Here is a 15,879-nt window from a genome sequence, read left to right on the forward strand (position 1 = left end):
TAACTAATTTAAGTAATTAAAGCGCAATTGCTGTCTTAAGTGCGATCTCCATCATATCAGTGAAGCTGGTCTCACGCTCTTTTGCTGTGAGCTCTTCTGTCTTGAACAGGTGATCTGAGCAGGTAAGGATTGTGAGAGCATTCTTCTTAGCCTCTGCTGCGTTCATGTAAAGAGCTGGTGTTTCCATCTCAACAGCAAGAGCACCGTAGTTTCTGTAGAGCTCACTTTCGTTGCACTTCTTGTAGAAAGCATCTGAAGAAAGTACATCACCAACATGGTAAGTTACTCCTTTCTCCTTGGCAATTGAAACTGCCTTCTCAAGGATCTTGTAGCTTGCTGTTGGTGCAAAGGTTCCTGGAAGTCCAAACTGGAATCCATAATTAGAATCTGTGTGAGCACCCATAGCAAAGATGATGTCCATTACGTTAACGTCATCCTGAAGTCCACCGGCACTTCCAACTCTGATGATGTTATCTACATCATAGAAATTGAAAAGTTCATAGGTGTAGATACCGATAGAAGGGATACCCATTCCGTGTCCCATAACCGATACCTCTTTTCCCTCATACTTACCTGTAAATCCGAGCATTCCTCTAACTTCGTTAACACACTTAACGTCAGTAAGGAAATTCTCTGCAATAAACTTTGCTCTGAGTGGATCCCCAGGCATGAGGACGGTCTTGGCAAAATCGCCTTTTTCTGCACTGTTGTGTGGTGTTGCCATATGTTTTTTCTCCTTTAATTTGATTCTGGATAGTTTATCACGCCCTGCATCCAGATGTTTCCCTTAAATCTTCTGCCGACAGCCGGCTCACCTAGAAGATCTGCTTCGTTGATGCAAACATCAAACTCTATTCCGTTGCAATCGATCTTCATGATGTAGACAGCTTCATCGGTAAAATGATTTATGACCTTCTTTGATTCCAGCACTTCCCCAAGTACTGAGTATTGGTCGCACTCAACTCCATAGGGCATGAAGTATGTATCTACAAGAGAATAGATATCCTGTTTGCGGATTTTCTTGGAAAGTGTTGTGTAAAGATCCATATCATCCAGAGTGAGAGATTCGATTGCTGTCTCATCTCCCCTTCTGGCATTGTTTATAAGTTTGTTACGATAGTTTATCTTTTTCTTGGCTACTTCCTTTTCCTCTTCAGTCTTTGCAATGGGCATCATTATCTGTCCCTTTACAGAAAGAGCTGAAAGGCTCAAGGTCGTTCCCCTTATTGGGAACTTGCCCTCATTCTCATACTTAATGTATGGAACCATATTCTGAAGATAAAAGATCAGTGTAACTCCAAGTCTGGGCTCGTTGCACACTCCTGCATAGGAATAGGTGGCTGCGTGTCGTTCAACATTCAGATCTTCTTCAGTACTTACTGCGCTTGGAATCAGATAAGGATAATAGTATTCATAAATAAACTTATCATCATCATCAAATTCTCCACAGACTGCAATTCCGATACCATCAGCATAATCTCTGGCAAACTCTGCAAGGATCATGTTTTCGTTGTTTGTAACATAGTTGCGCTTCTGAGCATTCTGAATTGAACTGGTGATCAAACTTGTGAGTTCTTTTCTGTCTTTAATTTTTGAAAATCCAACTGCTCTCAAAAATTTATGCATAATTCTTAGTTCTTCTTTGTTGGAACGAGAACTTCTTTTCCTCCCATGTAAGGACGGAGAACTTCTGGAATTCTTACGCTTCCGTCAGCCTGAAGGTTGTTCTCAAGGAATGCAATAAGCATTCTTGGTGGAGCAACAACAGTATTATTAAGTGTGTGAGCAAGATAGTTTCCATCCTTGCCCTTGATTCTGATCTTAAGTCTTCTTGCCTGAGCATCTCCAAGATTTGAGCAGCTACCAACCTCGAAGTACTTCTTCTGTCTTGGTGACCATGCTTCAACGTCGCAGCTCTTGCACTTAAGATCTGCCAGATCACCTGAGCAGCACTCAAGAGTTCTTACAGGAATATCAAGAGTTCTAAAGAGGTCTACTGTATTCTGCCACAGCTTGTCGTACCAGGTCTTTGAATCCTCAGGCTTACAGATTACAACCATCTCCTGCTTTTCGAACTGGTGGATTCTGTATACACCTCTCTCCTCAATACCATGAGCGCCCTTCTCTTTTCTAAAGCATGGAGAATAGCTTGTAAGTGCCATTGGCATCTCTTCCTCAGGAATAATCTGATCAATGAACTTACCGATCATTGAATGCTCACTGGTTCCGATAAGGTAAAGGTCCTCACCTTCAATCTTGTACATCATTGCTTCCATCTCAGGGAAGCTCATAACACCTGCTACAACATTTCCGTGGATCATGAAAGGAGGAACGCAGTATGTAAATCCTCTGTCGATCATGAAATCTCTTGCATAGCTGATAACAGCTGAGTGAAGTCTTGCAATATCTCCCATCAGGTAGTAGAAACCGTTACCTGCAACTCTTCTTGCTGCATCAAGGTCAATACCACAGAAGCTCTCCATGATATCTGTATGATATGGAATCTCAAAATCAGGAACTACGGGATCACCGTACTTCTGGATCTCAACATTCTCTGAATCATCTTTACCGATTGGAACTGACTCATCAATGATCTGAGGAATGATCATCATCTTGTTTGTTACTTCCTCATCCAGTTCCTTCTGCTTTGCTTCAAGCTCTTCAAGACGCTTTGCCTCTTTAGCAACTTCGTCCTTAAGTGCCATTCCCTCTTCCTTCTTGCCCTGTGCCATAAGCGCACCGATCTCTTTTGAGATCTTGTTTCTATGAGCACGGATCTCATCCGCTTCCTGCTGATTGGTTCTTCTCTTCTCATCAAGAGCGATTACCTCGTCAACCAGTGGAAGCTTCTCATCCTGAAACTTCTTCTTGATATTTTCCCTTACTACGTCTGGGTTTTCCCTTAAAAACTTAATGTCGATCATTTTGATCTCCTCCACTAAATATTATTTATCTTGTTGTGCTTGAAAGTGCCTTGTCCAGTGCTTTCCTTTCATCTTTTGAAAGCTCCACATCTGCAACTCCGGCATTTATTGCCTTTGAATAAGAATAATTCATTCCATCTGAATTGTGAACTGAGTTAAGAAGGAATCCATTATCATTTTCATCAAGCATGCAAAGAGCAAAACTTAATTTACCACCATTCATACTGAAGGCATCATATTTTTCAAGGCCAATCTTTTGAAAGGAGTGGTTAAGCCTCTTGTTGATATCGATAATGTCCTTCCTATTCTTTTCGTTCTCGCTTCTTATCATTCTGTTGTCATGGAAAAGACCTATTATCTCATCTTCCAGTGACTCAGCTTCCTTACCCTTCATGAACTTATTATACTTCTTCTCCAGTTTCTTGAATTTGTTTCCCTGGATTAAAAGAAGCACAAAGAGTACAATAACAAGTGCTATTAAAACAAAAAACAGGATTGCCGGATCAAGATTTCCTAATCCGATTGCACTAAATATTCCGCTATTCATATTGCCCCCAACTATCTATATTATTCTCTGCAAAGTCTTCCGATGATCTTCTCAAGGTCATCGTTGCTGTAGAACTCGATCTGAATAACTCCAACTCCATCATCTTTAGAAATCACTTCTACCTTTGTACCTAGCGCCTGTTTACACTTTTCTGATACTTCAGAATAAACTGCATCGATACTTGGATTGGTTTTTGGTGTGGTTTTCTTTCTAGGAGATGTTTTTCCTAAGTTTTTAACTAGTTTTTCTGTTTCTCTAACATTTAACTTTTCATCAAATACCTTTTGAGCTAATACATACTGCTCTTCTAAATCTTCTACTGGGATTAGTGCTCTTGCGTGGCCGGTAGTAATAAGTCCATCAATTACCATCTGTCTTACTTTATCACCAAGCTTCAATAATCTAAGAGAGTTAGTAATTGTAACCCTACTTTTTGAAACCTTTTCAGCAACAACATCCTGAGTATATCCAAAATCCTCAATCAGTTTTTTATATGCCAGAGCTTCTTCAATAGGATTAATGTCTTCTCTTTGTATATTATCAATAAGAGCTATCTCTGCTATTTCATTTTCGTTTAAATCCTTGATTATTACAGGAACTTCTTCAAGTCCTGCTTTTCTGGCTGCGCGCCATCTACGCTCTCCACCAACTATCTCATAATGATCCTTCTTATCTGTTACAATGATAGGATTTATAATGCCAAACTGTTTGATTGAATCTGCCAATTCTAAAAGTGCATCCTCATCGAATGTTTTTCTTGGCTGATTTCTGTTTGGTTCTATCTTTGTTATGTTTAACTGTACTATCTGTCCCTCGATGTGCTGCTCTGTAGGTATTTCTTTCTTACTATTTGAAACCTTGGCAGGGATCATTGCATCAAGTCCCTTGCCAAGTCCTCTTTTTGTATTTTTTGGTGCCATTTTTTCCTCCAACAATTAGTCAAATTTTCTCTTTATTACTTCCTTTGCCAGTAGCCTATATGCTTCTGCTCCGGCGGACTTAGGTTCATAAACATTTATTGGCTGACCATAACTAGGAGCCTCTGCTAATCTTATATTTCTTGGAATTATTGTTTTATAAACATTTTCTTCAATATTCTCTTTTACATTTTCTACAACTTGAAGAGAAAGATTAGTCCTTGAGTCGAACATGGTAAATACAACTCCTTCCATTTCCAATTCAGGGTTTAATCTATCTTTTACAAGATTAACTGTATGTACCAACTGACTAAGACCTTCCAATGCATAATATTCACACTGTATAGGAACCAGTACAGTATTAGCTGTTGTCATAGCATTAACTGTCAGCATACTGAGAGATGGTGGACAGTCAATGATTATAAAATCATATTTATCTTTTACATTGCTGATTGCATTTCTTAAGATAAATTCCTTGTCATCAGCATCAATAAGTTCTATCTCTACTGCTGCAAGGTTTACGTTAGAAGGTATGATATCTACATTTTCGGCAACTTCCTTTGTGATTGCTTGATCAGTAGATATTTCGCCTATGAATAATTCGTAGATTGTATTCTCAAGTTCATTCTTATCCAGACCAAGTCCACTGGTTGTATTACCCTGTGGATCTGTATCTATAACAAGAACCTTTTTGCCTTGCTCTCCAAGAGCAGCAGACAAATTAATAGAAGTTGTTGTTTTTCCAACTCCACCCTTTTGGTTCGCAATTGCTATAACTCTTCCCATTGTTCCTCCTACCTAATAAAAGTCTATTACAAGTATAGCATTAAATTATCATAGTGTTTATTTCTTTTTTATTATTTTACATATCTACTTATTCAAAACAATATGTTGTATGATAAATTGTGTTCAAAATGTAATCAATTTATTATGTCTATAATGTTTCACATGAAACATTTCAATATATTGTATTATAAAATTATATAAAAACAAAATTTTGAGTCTGAATTGTTTCAAAAAATAATGTTTCATGTGAAACATTACAATAAAGAAAATCTATAACTTGTGGTTAATTATAAAGGCTGTTTAGAAGGAACCCCTGCTTTACGTGGATACTTCTTAGAAGTTTTTTTCTTCTTGTCAACTATACAGATGGTTCTACTAACATCAGAATCCGGTAAAAGAAATTCCTCAGCAGATGAAAGTGTTCCTCCAAGAAGATGAAGTGCACTCTTAGCAGACTTAAGTTCATCCTGAGCTTTCTCACTCTTATATGCTATAAACTTTCCACCAACTTTAACATAAGGAAGACAATACTCTGATAGAGTAGACATATTAGCAACAGCTCTGGAAACAGCAATATCAAAACTCTCTCTCAAAGAATTTCCGGAAGACTTACAATGATCTTCTGCTCTTCCATGTAAAGTCACAATAGAACCTTCTTCATTAAGTCCAATAGAATCTATAACCTCATTAAGGAAGTTCAGTCTCTTGTTAAGAGAATCCAATAAAGTAATTTTCAGATTAGGAAAAACAATCTTAAGAGGAATACCTGGAAAACCAGCACCTGTTCCAATATCTATAAGAGAATAATCCGATGCACTAAAATCAAAAAACTTATAGCTGGATATGCTGTCAACAAAGTGAAGCTTACATACATCATCAAACTCAGTGATAGCAGTAAGATTCATAACTTCATTCCACTTAATAAGTAACTGATAATATGTATCAAATTGTTCAAGCTGCTTATCAGATAGTTCTATCCCCAGTGAAGAAAAATCATTAAGCATCTTAGCATACTTAGTTCTCATTAGTATTTCCTCTCATGACAGAATCAAGATAAATAATAAGAACAGAAATATCCGCAGGATTAACTCCACCAATTCTGGAAGCCTGTCCTATATTAAACGGTCTGAACTTTTCAAGTTTCTGTCTCGCTTCAAGTCTTAAACTTGAGACATCATTATAATCAATATCAGCAGGTATTAATTTCTTTTCAAGTTTTTTGAATTGTTCTACCTGTCTTTCCTGTCTACTAATATATCCTTCATACCTAATGGTAATCTCAACCTGTTCAACTACATCAGCAGGAAGTAATGTTCTATCAGGATCAATTTCAGCGATGTTCTCATAAGTTAGTTCAGGTCTACATATAAGTTCAGCAAGAGTAGTTGCAGTTTTAAGTGGAGTACTTCCATTCCTCTCCATGAAATCCTGAATCCTTGAATTAGCTCCAACAGAAGTTGCTTTTAATCTATCAACCTCTTCTTTAATAAGTCTTTCTTTTTCAAGAAGCTTTTCATATTTCTCATCACTGATGAGTCCAACCTCATGACCTTTACCACGTAGTCTAATATCTGCATTGTCCTGTCTGAGAAGCAACCTATACTCAGCCCTTGATGTCATCATTCTATATGGCTCAAGGTTTTCCTTTGTAACAAGGTCATCCACAAGAACACCAATATAGCCTTCAGACCTGTCGATAGTCAGATACTCTTTTCCAAAAATCTGCATAGCAGAATTAATTCCAGCATAGAGTCCCTGAGCAGCAGCTTCTTCATAACCACTGCTACCATTAAACTGACCGGCACTAAATAATCCTCTTACATTTTTAATCTCTAATGTAGGGTTAAGCTGACCGGGACAAAGACAATCATACTCAATAGCATATGCATTCTTTACAATCTTACAGTTTTCCAAACCAGGTACTGTTCTGTACATAGCAAGCTGAACATCTTCAGGCATGGAAGAACTCATACCATCAATGTACATCTCATTAGTATAAGTACCTTCAGGCTCAACAAATACCTGATGTCTTTCATGGTCTGGGAACTTAACGACTTTATCCTCAATAGATGGACAATACCTTGGACCAATACCTTCAATGATACCGGCATATATCGGTGATCTATCTATGTTATTTCGTATAATTTCATGTGTTTTTTCATTAGTGTATGTGAGCCAGCATGAAACCTGGGGTTTCTGAACATCTGCTGGATCAGTATCAAATGAAAATGGAATAACAGGTGTATCTCCAAACTGCTCTGCCATTTTAGAATAGTCAATTGAATTACCATCCATCCTGGCAGGTGTTCCTGTCTTGAATCTTCTAAGTTCAATACCCGCTTTGATGAGAGAATCAGATAACAGGTTAGAAGGTAAAAGACCATTAGGACCACTATAGGTTATTGCTTCACCTGTAAGACATCTACTCTTTAAATAAGTTCCGGTACAAAGAATAACAGCCTTAGCCTCATAGATCATTCCGGAAAAAATCTTAACTCCGGTAATTTTTCTAAGATAACCTTCCTTTTTAAGTTCAGGATCAGTGACCTCTTCAAAAAGTATCTCGGAAACTTCAGCCTGCTTAATGGTAATCCTTTCCTGAGATTCTAATACTTTTCTCATGGTCTTTGAATATTCCATCTTATCAGCCTGACATCTTAATGAGTGAACAGCCGGACCCTTTGAAGTATTGAGCATCTTGGATTGAAGAAAAGTCTTATCAATGACTTTAGCCATCTCTCCACCCAAAGCATCAATTTCTCTTACGAGATGTCCCTTTGAAGAACCACCAATATGAGGGTTACAGGGCATGAAGGCAATATTATCTGCACTCATAGTAAAGATAATTGTCTCAAGTCCCAATCTGGCACATGCAAGTGCTGCTTCACAACCAGCATGACCGGCACCAACAACTATTACATCTGTTTTTTCACGAACTTCCATCATTTATTATTTACCCATACAAAATTTAGAGAATATCTCTTCTACAAGATCATCTCCTACTTCGACTCCAATGATCTCACCTAAATAGGAGTATGCATTTGTAAGATCAACAGTATAAAAATCTTCCGATAGCTGTTTATCTATACTATCAATAACTAGTTTCAAACTATCAAGGGTCTTCATCAAAAGATCCTTATGTCTAAGGTTAGTAATATATATTTCTTGTTTAGGAGCAATCTCTCCATTAAAGAAAAGTTCAGTAATGGCGCGCTTTAGAGAATCAACACCCTCTCCATTCAAAAGAGAAGTTGATATAACCGGTAATGTGTCCACATCAATATCTGAAAACAGCATAGGAAGGATATCTTTAGTTATTTTAATATCACCGGAAAGATCATTTTTATTTAATATGACTATGGTCTTTTTATCAGCGCAAAGTCTTGCTATTTCCTTATCTTCTTCATCTATCATTGATGTAGAATCCAAGATATAAAGACAAAGATCAGCGTCAGCCACCTTTTCTTTTGCCTTGTCAACGCCTATCTTCTCTATAAGATCTTCAGTGCTTCTGATACCGGCTGTGTCAATAAGATTAAGAATAATGTCGTCAAGTCTTACTGTCTCTTCGATAGTATCTCTTGTTGTTCCTGCAATATCAGTAACAATAGCTCTTTCATTTCCTGAAAGTGAATTTAAAAGAGATGACTTTCCGGCATTAGGTTTACCAATAATAACAGTTTTGATTCCATCCTTACGGATCTTACCTTCATCAGCAGATTTAAGAAGTTGTTCAATACTGCTGATCATAGGCAGGATAATACTACGGAGCTTATCCGGAAAACCGGTAAGGTCATAGTTCTCAGGATCATCAAGAGCAGATTCTATAAAAGCCATCTGATAAAGGATATCTTTTCTAAGATCCTTAACCTTATCAGAGACATTTCCCTGGAGCTGATTTCTGGAACTTTCAAGTGCAAAATTATTTTGTGCACTGATAATATCCATGACAGCTTCAGCTTTGGCAAGATCAATCCTTCCACTTAAGAAAGCTCTTTTTGTAAACTCACCTGGTTCAGCAAGTCTGCAACCATTCTTAAGAAGAAGTGAAAGGATCTCATTCATCACCAGCATTCCACCATGAGAATTAATCTCAATTACATCTTCCCTTGTATAACTGTGGGGACCTTTCATATATGAGATCATAACTTCATCTATGATCTTCTCACTATCACTTCCATCACAGATATATCCGAATTTAATGGAATTAGGTTCATGAGAAAGAAGGTCATGCTTCTTTTTAGGTGAAAGATAGATCTTATCACAGATAGAAAGAGCCTTACTCCCACTGACTCTGATTATTCCTATTCCTGCATCGGACATGGCTGTGGCAATAGCACAGATGGTGTCATCATTAAATGAATTTAGTACATTACTCATAGTTTTTTTACCTAAACAAAACCCCTCAAGAGGAACTCTTAAGGGGTGTGTCATCTTCAAAAGATTATTTCTTTAAAGTAACAACTACTCTTCTGAAAGGTTCGTCACCCTCACTGTGAGTAGTAACATATCTGTCGTTCTGCAGAGCTGAATGAATGATCCTTCTCTCGTAAGGATTCATAGGCTCAAGAGCAACTGACTGTCTTGTCTTTCTAACCTTATAAGAAATATTCTTTGCAAGGTTCTCAAGAGTAGCCTTTCTTCTTTCACGATAATTCTCTGTATCTACTTTAACATGAATATAATCCTGAGTATCTCTATTTACAACTAAAGAAATAAGATACTGAAGTGAGTCAAGAGTCTGTCCTCTCTTACCGATAAGAACTCCCATCTCATCTCCGGAAAGTTCAACACTTAAGATGTTATCTTCAGGATTGAACTTTGTATTGAGGTTTACCTCCATCTTCATTGCTCCAAATACATCAGCAAGGAATGCATTTGCCTTAGCAACGAGTTCATCTCCGTTAACATTAGATGCTGCCTTAGGTTCTGACTTTACTTCTTCTTTAACCTCAACCTTTGTCTCAGCCTTAACCTCTTTTTTAACTTCCTTCTTTTCTTCTTTCTTCTCTTCTACTTTAACTTCTTCAGCCTGTGCATTCTCATCTTTGATCCTTGCTTTGATAACTGCTGGCTTTGAAGCTATTCCAAGAAATCCGGAAGAACCGTTTGAAACTACTTCATAGTCAAGTCTGTCGCTTGTTACCATTAAAGCTTCACAAGCTTCTGTTATAGCATCATCCACATTCTTTGCGGAAAACTCTCTATATTCCATTTTAACAAAACCCTCCCATAAGATTACTTATTATTCTTTTCGTTAAAATCCTTTACCATATTAGCCTTAGCTAAAAGAGAATCCTTACGAATATTCTTATTTGAATAAATGTCCTGAGCATTCTTCATGTTCTTTTCCTTCTCAGCTTCGCTGATATTTGAAGAAGAACCACTTGAAAGATCATTGCTCTTAGTAGAAAGATTAGCATAAAGACTCATCTGACGTGTTGTCTTCTGCTTCTCAAGCTTTGCCTTATACTTCTCTGTGTTCTTAGCGATCTCAGCATCAATATCAATCTTATCAATGTGTCTGTTGATAACAATCTGCTGGATAGATCTGATAACAGCACCGGCAATCCAGTAAATACCCATACCTGCTGGAAGACTTAAACAGAAAAATGCTGACATGATAGGCATCATGATATTCATAGTCTTCATGGACTGCTGCATCTGAGCTGTAGGATCATTAGGGTCAACCTTGCCATTATTTGCTGGCTGAGGCATAAGCTTTGTGTTGATCCACTGAGTAAGTGCAGCTAATGCAGGAACAAGAATTCCTCCGATAAGAAGAAGAAACTGCTTACTAGCAAATGCAGTCTGGATCATGTACATAGGAGTATCACCTATGTTAAGTCCAAGGAAATTATTGTACTTATTGAGAAGTGCATGTGTATTCTCGATTGAAGAAGTAAGACTTGGGAACTGATTAATAAGCTCTTCCCAGTCAGCTGAAGATGCCTTATTAAGAACATCAATGAAAGTGTTCTTTATATAAGAAGTATCTCCTGCAACAAATGCATCATTGGTAAACTGCTTTGAGTACATCTTAGCAGCAGAAAGTGTCTGTAAAAATTCTGCAGCTCCTGTAGTTGCCATAAGATCTTCAACTAAAGGTGAAAATGCATCTCTTACAATAGTAACGTATGCAGGCATTGAGTAGATAACTCTGTAAAGAGCAAAGAGGATAGGCATCTGGATGAGGAGCTGTAAGCAGCTTCCTGTCTGAGATACACCATACTTTGCATAGAGCTCTTTTGTCTCCTGCTGCATTGCCATCATGGAATCATTGTCTTTTTTGCCCTTGTACTTATCCTGAATGGCCTTAAGCTCAGGACTCATCTTACTTTGAAGCTTAGAGAACTTCTGCTGCTTGTAAGTAAGTGGAAGAAGACAAAGATAAATAACAATAGTAAAGATAATGATAGAAAGACCAATGTTAGGAATACCGATTGCATTCAAAACATTGAATATACCATTCATAAGATGACCAAGTACCCATGCTACTGGTCCTACAATTTTACCCTGGTACTGGGTAAGTAAAACTCCCGTCAATTTGAACCTCCTCTAAAACTTATGGAACCGGATCATATCCACCACTGGAAAAAGGATTACAACGAAGTATTCTCCAGATTGCTAAAAGTCCCCCTTTTAAGGCTCCATACTTTTCTATTGCTTCTAGTCCATACTGTGAACATGTCGGAATATACGGACATTTTGTTCTCTTTAATGGAGAAATGTACTTTCTGTACAATTTGATCAAAAAGATTAAAATCTCTTTCATCTCAATCACCGCCATTTTGCATTATGCGGGCCTTCCCTGCCAGGCTTAAAAGAGAATCCTCAATATCGTGATAACCTGCATCTCTTGCACAGGCTCTGGCAACGACTACTATATCCAAACCACTATTGAATACATTTTCGTGTAGTCGGTAAGCTTCTCGAACAAGTCTTGCAAATCTGTGCCTTACAACACTGTTCCCTATTTTTTTGCTACATGATATCCCAACTTTATTAGAAGAACTGCCATTTTTCCACACATAAATAACTATGAACTTATTAGCATAACTCTTGCCGTTCTCGTAAACGTTGTGAAAATCACTTGTTTTTTTCATTGAATCTGAAAAAAGCATCTTTCCATCCTTTCTAACTTATCAAAAAGATGAAAAAAGGCCACATAAATGTGACCTTAAATAATTATCCTCTTAAATGATCAAGCAGATAATCTCTTTCTTCCCTTTGCTCTTCTAGCAGCCAGAACTTTTCTGCCACCCTTTGAAGCCATTCTTGCTCTGAAGCCGTGAACTCTGGCTCTCTGGAGCTTATGAGGCTGAAATGTCATCTTCATTGCGGAAACACCTCCTTCTTAAACAAAATAAACCATTAAAGGTCTGTTAAATGAGAAGTAATCTTCTCAAAATTATCAACTGATTACATCCTGTGTGGAAAAAATCTTTATAATTATAATAAATAAAAATGGCTTGGTCAAGCCATTAATAGAAGGTTTTTATTGCATAATATTTTTTAAAAAAAGTTACGACAATATATTGTGTAATAAAAAATTATCCACAGCAAAATGTTGATTTTGTGGATAACTTGTGAATTAATATTTTTTTGGAAAAGATATCCACATTTTTTGTTATTTTTGTGGAAAAACTAGTATATAAAATTTTAATAATTATCAACAAATGGCTTATTTAAGCCATTTATAACGGTAGATAGGTTAAGGTGGATAATAGACTAATTTTCCACAAAGCTTTTTTTTAACCCTTTTAAATTTGTCAATAAAAAAAGTTTTCCACAATTTCTCTAAGTTTGATATTTAAAGATGTTTAATATACAATAGAAAAAGTCTAAATTTATGTGTGTTGGGGAAAGATTTATATGCAATCATCTACAGAAATCACCGAGAAACTAAGCTCAAATTGGGAAACTATCAAGAATACCATTAAGAATGAATCAGGTATTACTGATATTTCTTATAAGACCTGGATTGATCCTCTCACAGTCTACGGCTTTGAGAACAATACAGTTAAGGTCCTTATTCCATCAGATAATCCATTTTCATTAACTTATATAGTAAATCATTACGCAGACTTCTTCAGAGTTGCTGTCTCAGAATTTTTAGAATCAATGGTGGACGTTTCTTTTATTTTAAAGAAAGACACTATTAATAATGAAGAAACAGCTCAAAATACTTCTGATAAAACTGAAGAATCCCAGTATTCATCTAATGTTAACTACGAACAGGCTAATCTTTATCCAAGATACAGATTTGATACCTTCGTTGTAGGAAGTAACAATAAGTTTGCTCATTCAGCTGCCCTGGCTGTTGCTGAGTCTCCAGGAATATCCTATAATCCTCTGTTCCTTTATGGTGGACCGGGACTTGGAAAAACTCACCTTATGCATTCAATAGGTCACTTCATTATTGAGCATAATCCACAGGCCAAGGTTTTATATGTAACTTCAGAGCAGTTTACTAATGAAGTAATTGAATCCATCAGAAGTTCCAGAGCTGAGAATATGTCAAAGCTTCGTGAGAAGTACAGAACTGTTGATGTACTTATGGTCGATGACGTTCAGTTTATTATAGGAAAGGAATCAACTCAGGAGGAGTTTTTCCACACCTTTAATGCACTTCATCAGGCAGGAAAGCAGATAATCCTTTCATCTGATAAGCCACCTAAAGAGATGGAAACCCTTGAAGAGAGATTCAGATCACGATTCGAGATGGGACTTATAGCTGATATTCAGTCCCCTGACTATGAGACAAGAGTTGCTATCCTTAGAAAGAACGCCGAAACTCATGGACGTAAGATCGGTGATGATGTAATAGACTATATTGCTTCAAATATTAAGTCCAACATCAGAGAGCTAGAGGGAGCACTTACAAAGATAATTGCCTTTTCTAAGCTTAAGAACGTTGACATCACTCTGGAAAACGCAATGGAGGCCTTAAAGGATATTATTTATCCTGATACTTCAAAGGTTATTACTCCACAGCTGATCATTGACACAGTTTGTGAACAGTATGGAACCAGAAAAGAAGACATTGTTTCAAAGAAGAGAAATGCTGAGATAGTTCTTCCAAGACAGATCATCATGTATCTTTGCAGAGAACACACTGATGCTTCTCTTGAAGAAATCGGTAAGATCCTTGGAAAGAAGGACCATACTACAGTAATGAGTGGAATCAATAAGATCAAAAACATGACAGGTTACGATGATGACCTTAACAGAAATCTTGATATTATAATGAAGAAACTCAATCCTTCTTTATAAATTACCAACATATTGTGGATAACTTTTTAAAATCATTGTGGTTTTGATGAGGATAAAATGTTGATTGAGGGTGGATAACTTTTTCCACCCTTTTTTACTTAAATTTGCCTTGTTTATAACTTTTTCATTTTCAACATCTAATTTTTTGTTATCAACACATAAAAATTTGTAAAAAAGCCTCACAGATTGTATAATAGAATAGGTTTTACACATATCAACATCTATTAATACTGTTTTTATTATTTATTAATAATTATTTTATATATTTTACAAAAGTTTTGTCTGAAGGGAGTACTCATTTAAAATGAAATTTGTTTGCTCTAAGTCTAATCTTGTAACAGGATTACAGATTGTATCAAAGGCTGTTCCTTCTAAGACTACCATGTCAGTTCTTGAATGTATACTTGTTGATGCAACAGAAGGTATCATCAAGTTCATTGCTAATGATATGGAACTTGGAATACAGACTGTTGTTGAAGGAAATATTATTGAGAGAGGCTTCATAGCAATTGACGCTAAGATATTTGTAGATATTGTAAGAAAGCTTCCTGATAATGATGTAACTATTGAATCAGACAGTAGTAACAAGGTAACAATAAGCTGTGGTAAGGCTAAGTTCAATCTTATTGGAAGAAAGGGAGATGATTTCACATATCTTCCAGCTATTGAAAAGATTGATGGAGTATCAGTATCACAGTTTACTTTAAGAAATGTTATTCAGCAGACTATCTTCTCTATTGCAGAAAACGATGCCAACAAGATGATGGGCGGAGAGCTTTTTGAGGTAGACGGAGATAATTTAAAGCTCGTATCTTTGGATGGACATAGAATTTCTATCAGGAGAGTTAAGCTTTCAGGATCATATCCTTCAAAGAAGGTTATAGTTCCAGGTAAGACTCTTGGTGAGATAAGTAAGATCTTAAGTGACAGCACAGAGAAACAGGTTGATATCTACTTTACAGACAAGCATGTTCTTTTTGAGTTTGAGAATACTACTGTTGTATCACGTCTTATTGAAGGTGAGTACTTCAGTATTGATCAGATGCTCTCAAGTGACTACGAGACAAAGATGACCATCAATAGAAAAGAGTTCCTTGAGTGTATTGACCGTGCAACCCTTCTTGTAAAAGAGGGAGACAAGAAGCCAGTTATTGTTTCTGTAACTGATGGAACAATGGAGCTGAAGATCAATTCAACAATTGGAAGCATGGATGAAGTTATAGACATTGAGAAACAGGGTAAGGATCTTATGATTGGCTTTAACCCTAAGTTCCTCATTGATGCTCTTCGTGTTATAGAGGATGAGACTGTAGATATTTACCTTGTTAACCCTAAAGCTCCTTGCTTTATCAGAGACAAGGATGGAGCATATATCTACCTCGTACTTCCGGTAAACTTTACTACAGTTGATTGATATTAAGGATTATTC

Annotated in this window: 16 protein-coding genes; 2 read left to right on the top strand and 14 right to left on the bottom strand. The window is 36.8% G+C overall.

Features of this window, described 5'->3' with window-relative positions:
- Window positions 1–16 precede the first annotated feature (16 nt).
- The 14 genes from deoD to rpmH form a co-directional block, all read right to left on the bottom strand.
- Window positions 17–724: a purine-nucleoside phosphorylase gene (gene deoD, locus BO18_RS07640; RefSeq protein WP_034445073.1), complete on the bottom strand. Its 708-nt coding sequence runs from the start codon at window positions 722–724 to the stop codon at window positions 17–19.
- A 14-nt stretch (window positions 725–738) separates the two neighbouring features.
- Window positions 739–1,626: a DUF3881 family protein gene (locus tag BO18_RS07645; protein ID WP_034445074.1), complete on the bottom strand. Its 888-nt coding sequence runs from the start codon at window positions 1,624–1,626 to the stop codon at window positions 739–741.
- Window positions 1,627–1,631: 5 nt separating this feature from the next.
- The gene (gene serS / locus BO18_RS07650) at window positions 1,632–2,924 is read right to left on the bottom strand and encodes a serine--tRNA ligase (RefSeq protein ID WP_034445076.1); all 1,293 of its coding nucleotides are present in this window, start codon (window positions 2,922–2,924) and stop codon (window positions 1,632–1,634) included.
- 25 nt (window positions 2,925–2,949) lie between these two features.
- Window positions 2,950–3,471, bottom strand: a complete 522-nt coding sequence (locus BO18_RS07655; RefSeq protein WP_034445078.1) for a DUF4446 family protein — start codon at window positions 3,469–3,471, stop codon at window positions 2,950–2,952.
- A gap of 20 nt (window positions 3,472–3,491) precedes the next feature.
- Window positions 3,492–4,391 carry a ParB/RepB/Spo0J family partition protein gene (locus BO18_RS07660; RefSeq protein WP_034445080.1) on the bottom strand — a complete coding sequence of 300 codons (900 nt, stop codon included), beginning with the start codon at window positions 4,389–4,391 and terminating at the stop codon, window positions 3,492–3,494.
- A 15-nt stretch (window positions 4,392–4,406) separates the two neighbouring features.
- Window positions 4,407–5,174, bottom strand: a complete 768-nt coding sequence (locus tag BO18_RS07665; protein ID WP_034445082.1) for a ParA family protein — start codon at window positions 5,172–5,174, stop codon at window positions 4,407–4,409.
- 287 nt (window positions 5,175–5,461) lie between these two features.
- Complete coding sequence (gene rsmG / locus BO18_RS07670; protein WP_034445084.1) at window positions 5,462–6,199, bottom strand: 16S rRNA (guanine(527)-N(7))-methyltransferase RsmG; 738 nt, start codon at window positions 6,197–6,199, stop codon at window positions 5,462–5,464.
- Window positions 6,189–8,120 (bottom strand): tRNA uridine-5-carboxymethylaminomethyl(34) synthesis enzyme MnmG, encoded by a 1,932-nt coding sequence (mnmG, locus tag BO18_RS07675; protein WP_034445087.1) that lies wholly within the window; start codon window positions 8,118–8,120, stop codon window positions 6,189–6,191. The genes rsmG and mnmG overlap by 11 nt, the downstream gene beginning before the upstream one ends.
- 3 nt (window positions 8,121–8,123) lie before the next feature.
- On the bottom strand, window positions 8,124–9,554 hold the full coding sequence (mnmE, locus tag BO18_RS07680) for a tRNA uridine-5-carboxymethylaminomethyl(34) synthesis GTPase MnmE (RefSeq protein ID WP_034445090.1): 1,431 nt from the start codon (window positions 9,552–9,554) through the stop codon (window positions 8,124–8,126).
- A gap of 64 nt (window positions 9,555–9,618) precedes the next feature.
- Window positions 9,619–10,389 (bottom strand): RNA-binding cell elongation regulator Jag/EloR, encoded by a 771-nt coding sequence (gene jag / locus BO18_RS07685; RefSeq protein ID WP_034445093.1) that lies wholly within the window; start codon window positions 10,387–10,389, stop codon window positions 9,619–9,621.
- A 23-nt stretch (window positions 10,390–10,412) separates the two neighbouring features.
- Window positions 10,413–11,720, bottom strand: coding sequence for a YidC/Oxa1 family membrane protein insertase (locus tag BO18_RS07690; protein ID WP_034445095.1), 1,308 nt, complete (start codon window positions 11,718–11,720; stop codon window positions 10,413–10,415).
- A 19-nt stretch (window positions 11,721–11,739) separates the two neighbouring features.
- Window positions 11,740–11,949, bottom strand: coding sequence for a membrane protein insertion efficiency factor YidD (gene yidD / locus BO18_RS34295; RefSeq protein WP_024866080.1), 210 nt, complete (start codon window positions 11,947–11,949; stop codon window positions 11,740–11,742).
- Window position 11,950: 1 nt separating this feature from the next.
- Window positions 11,951–12,298: a ribonuclease P protein component gene (gene rnpA, locus BO18_RS07695; protein WP_034445097.1), complete on the bottom strand. Its 348-nt coding sequence runs from the start codon at window positions 12,296–12,298 to the stop codon at window positions 11,951–11,953.
- Window positions 12,299–12,378: 80 nt separating this feature from the next.
- Entirely contained in the window at window positions 12,379–12,513 is a 135-nt protein-coding gene (rpmH, locus tag BO18_RS07700; protein ID WP_034445098.1) for a 50S ribosomal protein L34, read from the bottom strand.
- A 536-nt stretch (window positions 12,514–13,049) separates the two neighbouring features.
- On the opposite strand from rpmH, the gene dnaA reads away from it, so the two are divergent.
- Window positions 13,050–14,450, top strand: coding sequence for a chromosomal replication initiator protein DnaA (gene dnaA / locus BO18_RS07705; protein WP_242856531.1), 1,401 nt, complete (start codon window positions 13,050–13,052; stop codon window positions 14,448–14,450).
- A 304-nt stretch (window positions 14,451–14,754) separates the two neighbouring features.
- A complete protein-coding gene (gene dnaN, locus BO18_RS07715; protein ID WP_034445103.1) occupies window positions 14,755–15,864 on the top strand; it encodes a DNA polymerase III subunit beta in 1,110 nt (369 codons plus the stop codon).
- The last annotated feature ends 15 nt before the right edge of the window (window positions 15,865–15,879 follow it).

This window comes from Butyrivibrio sp. AE2032 (genome assembly GCF_000702965.1).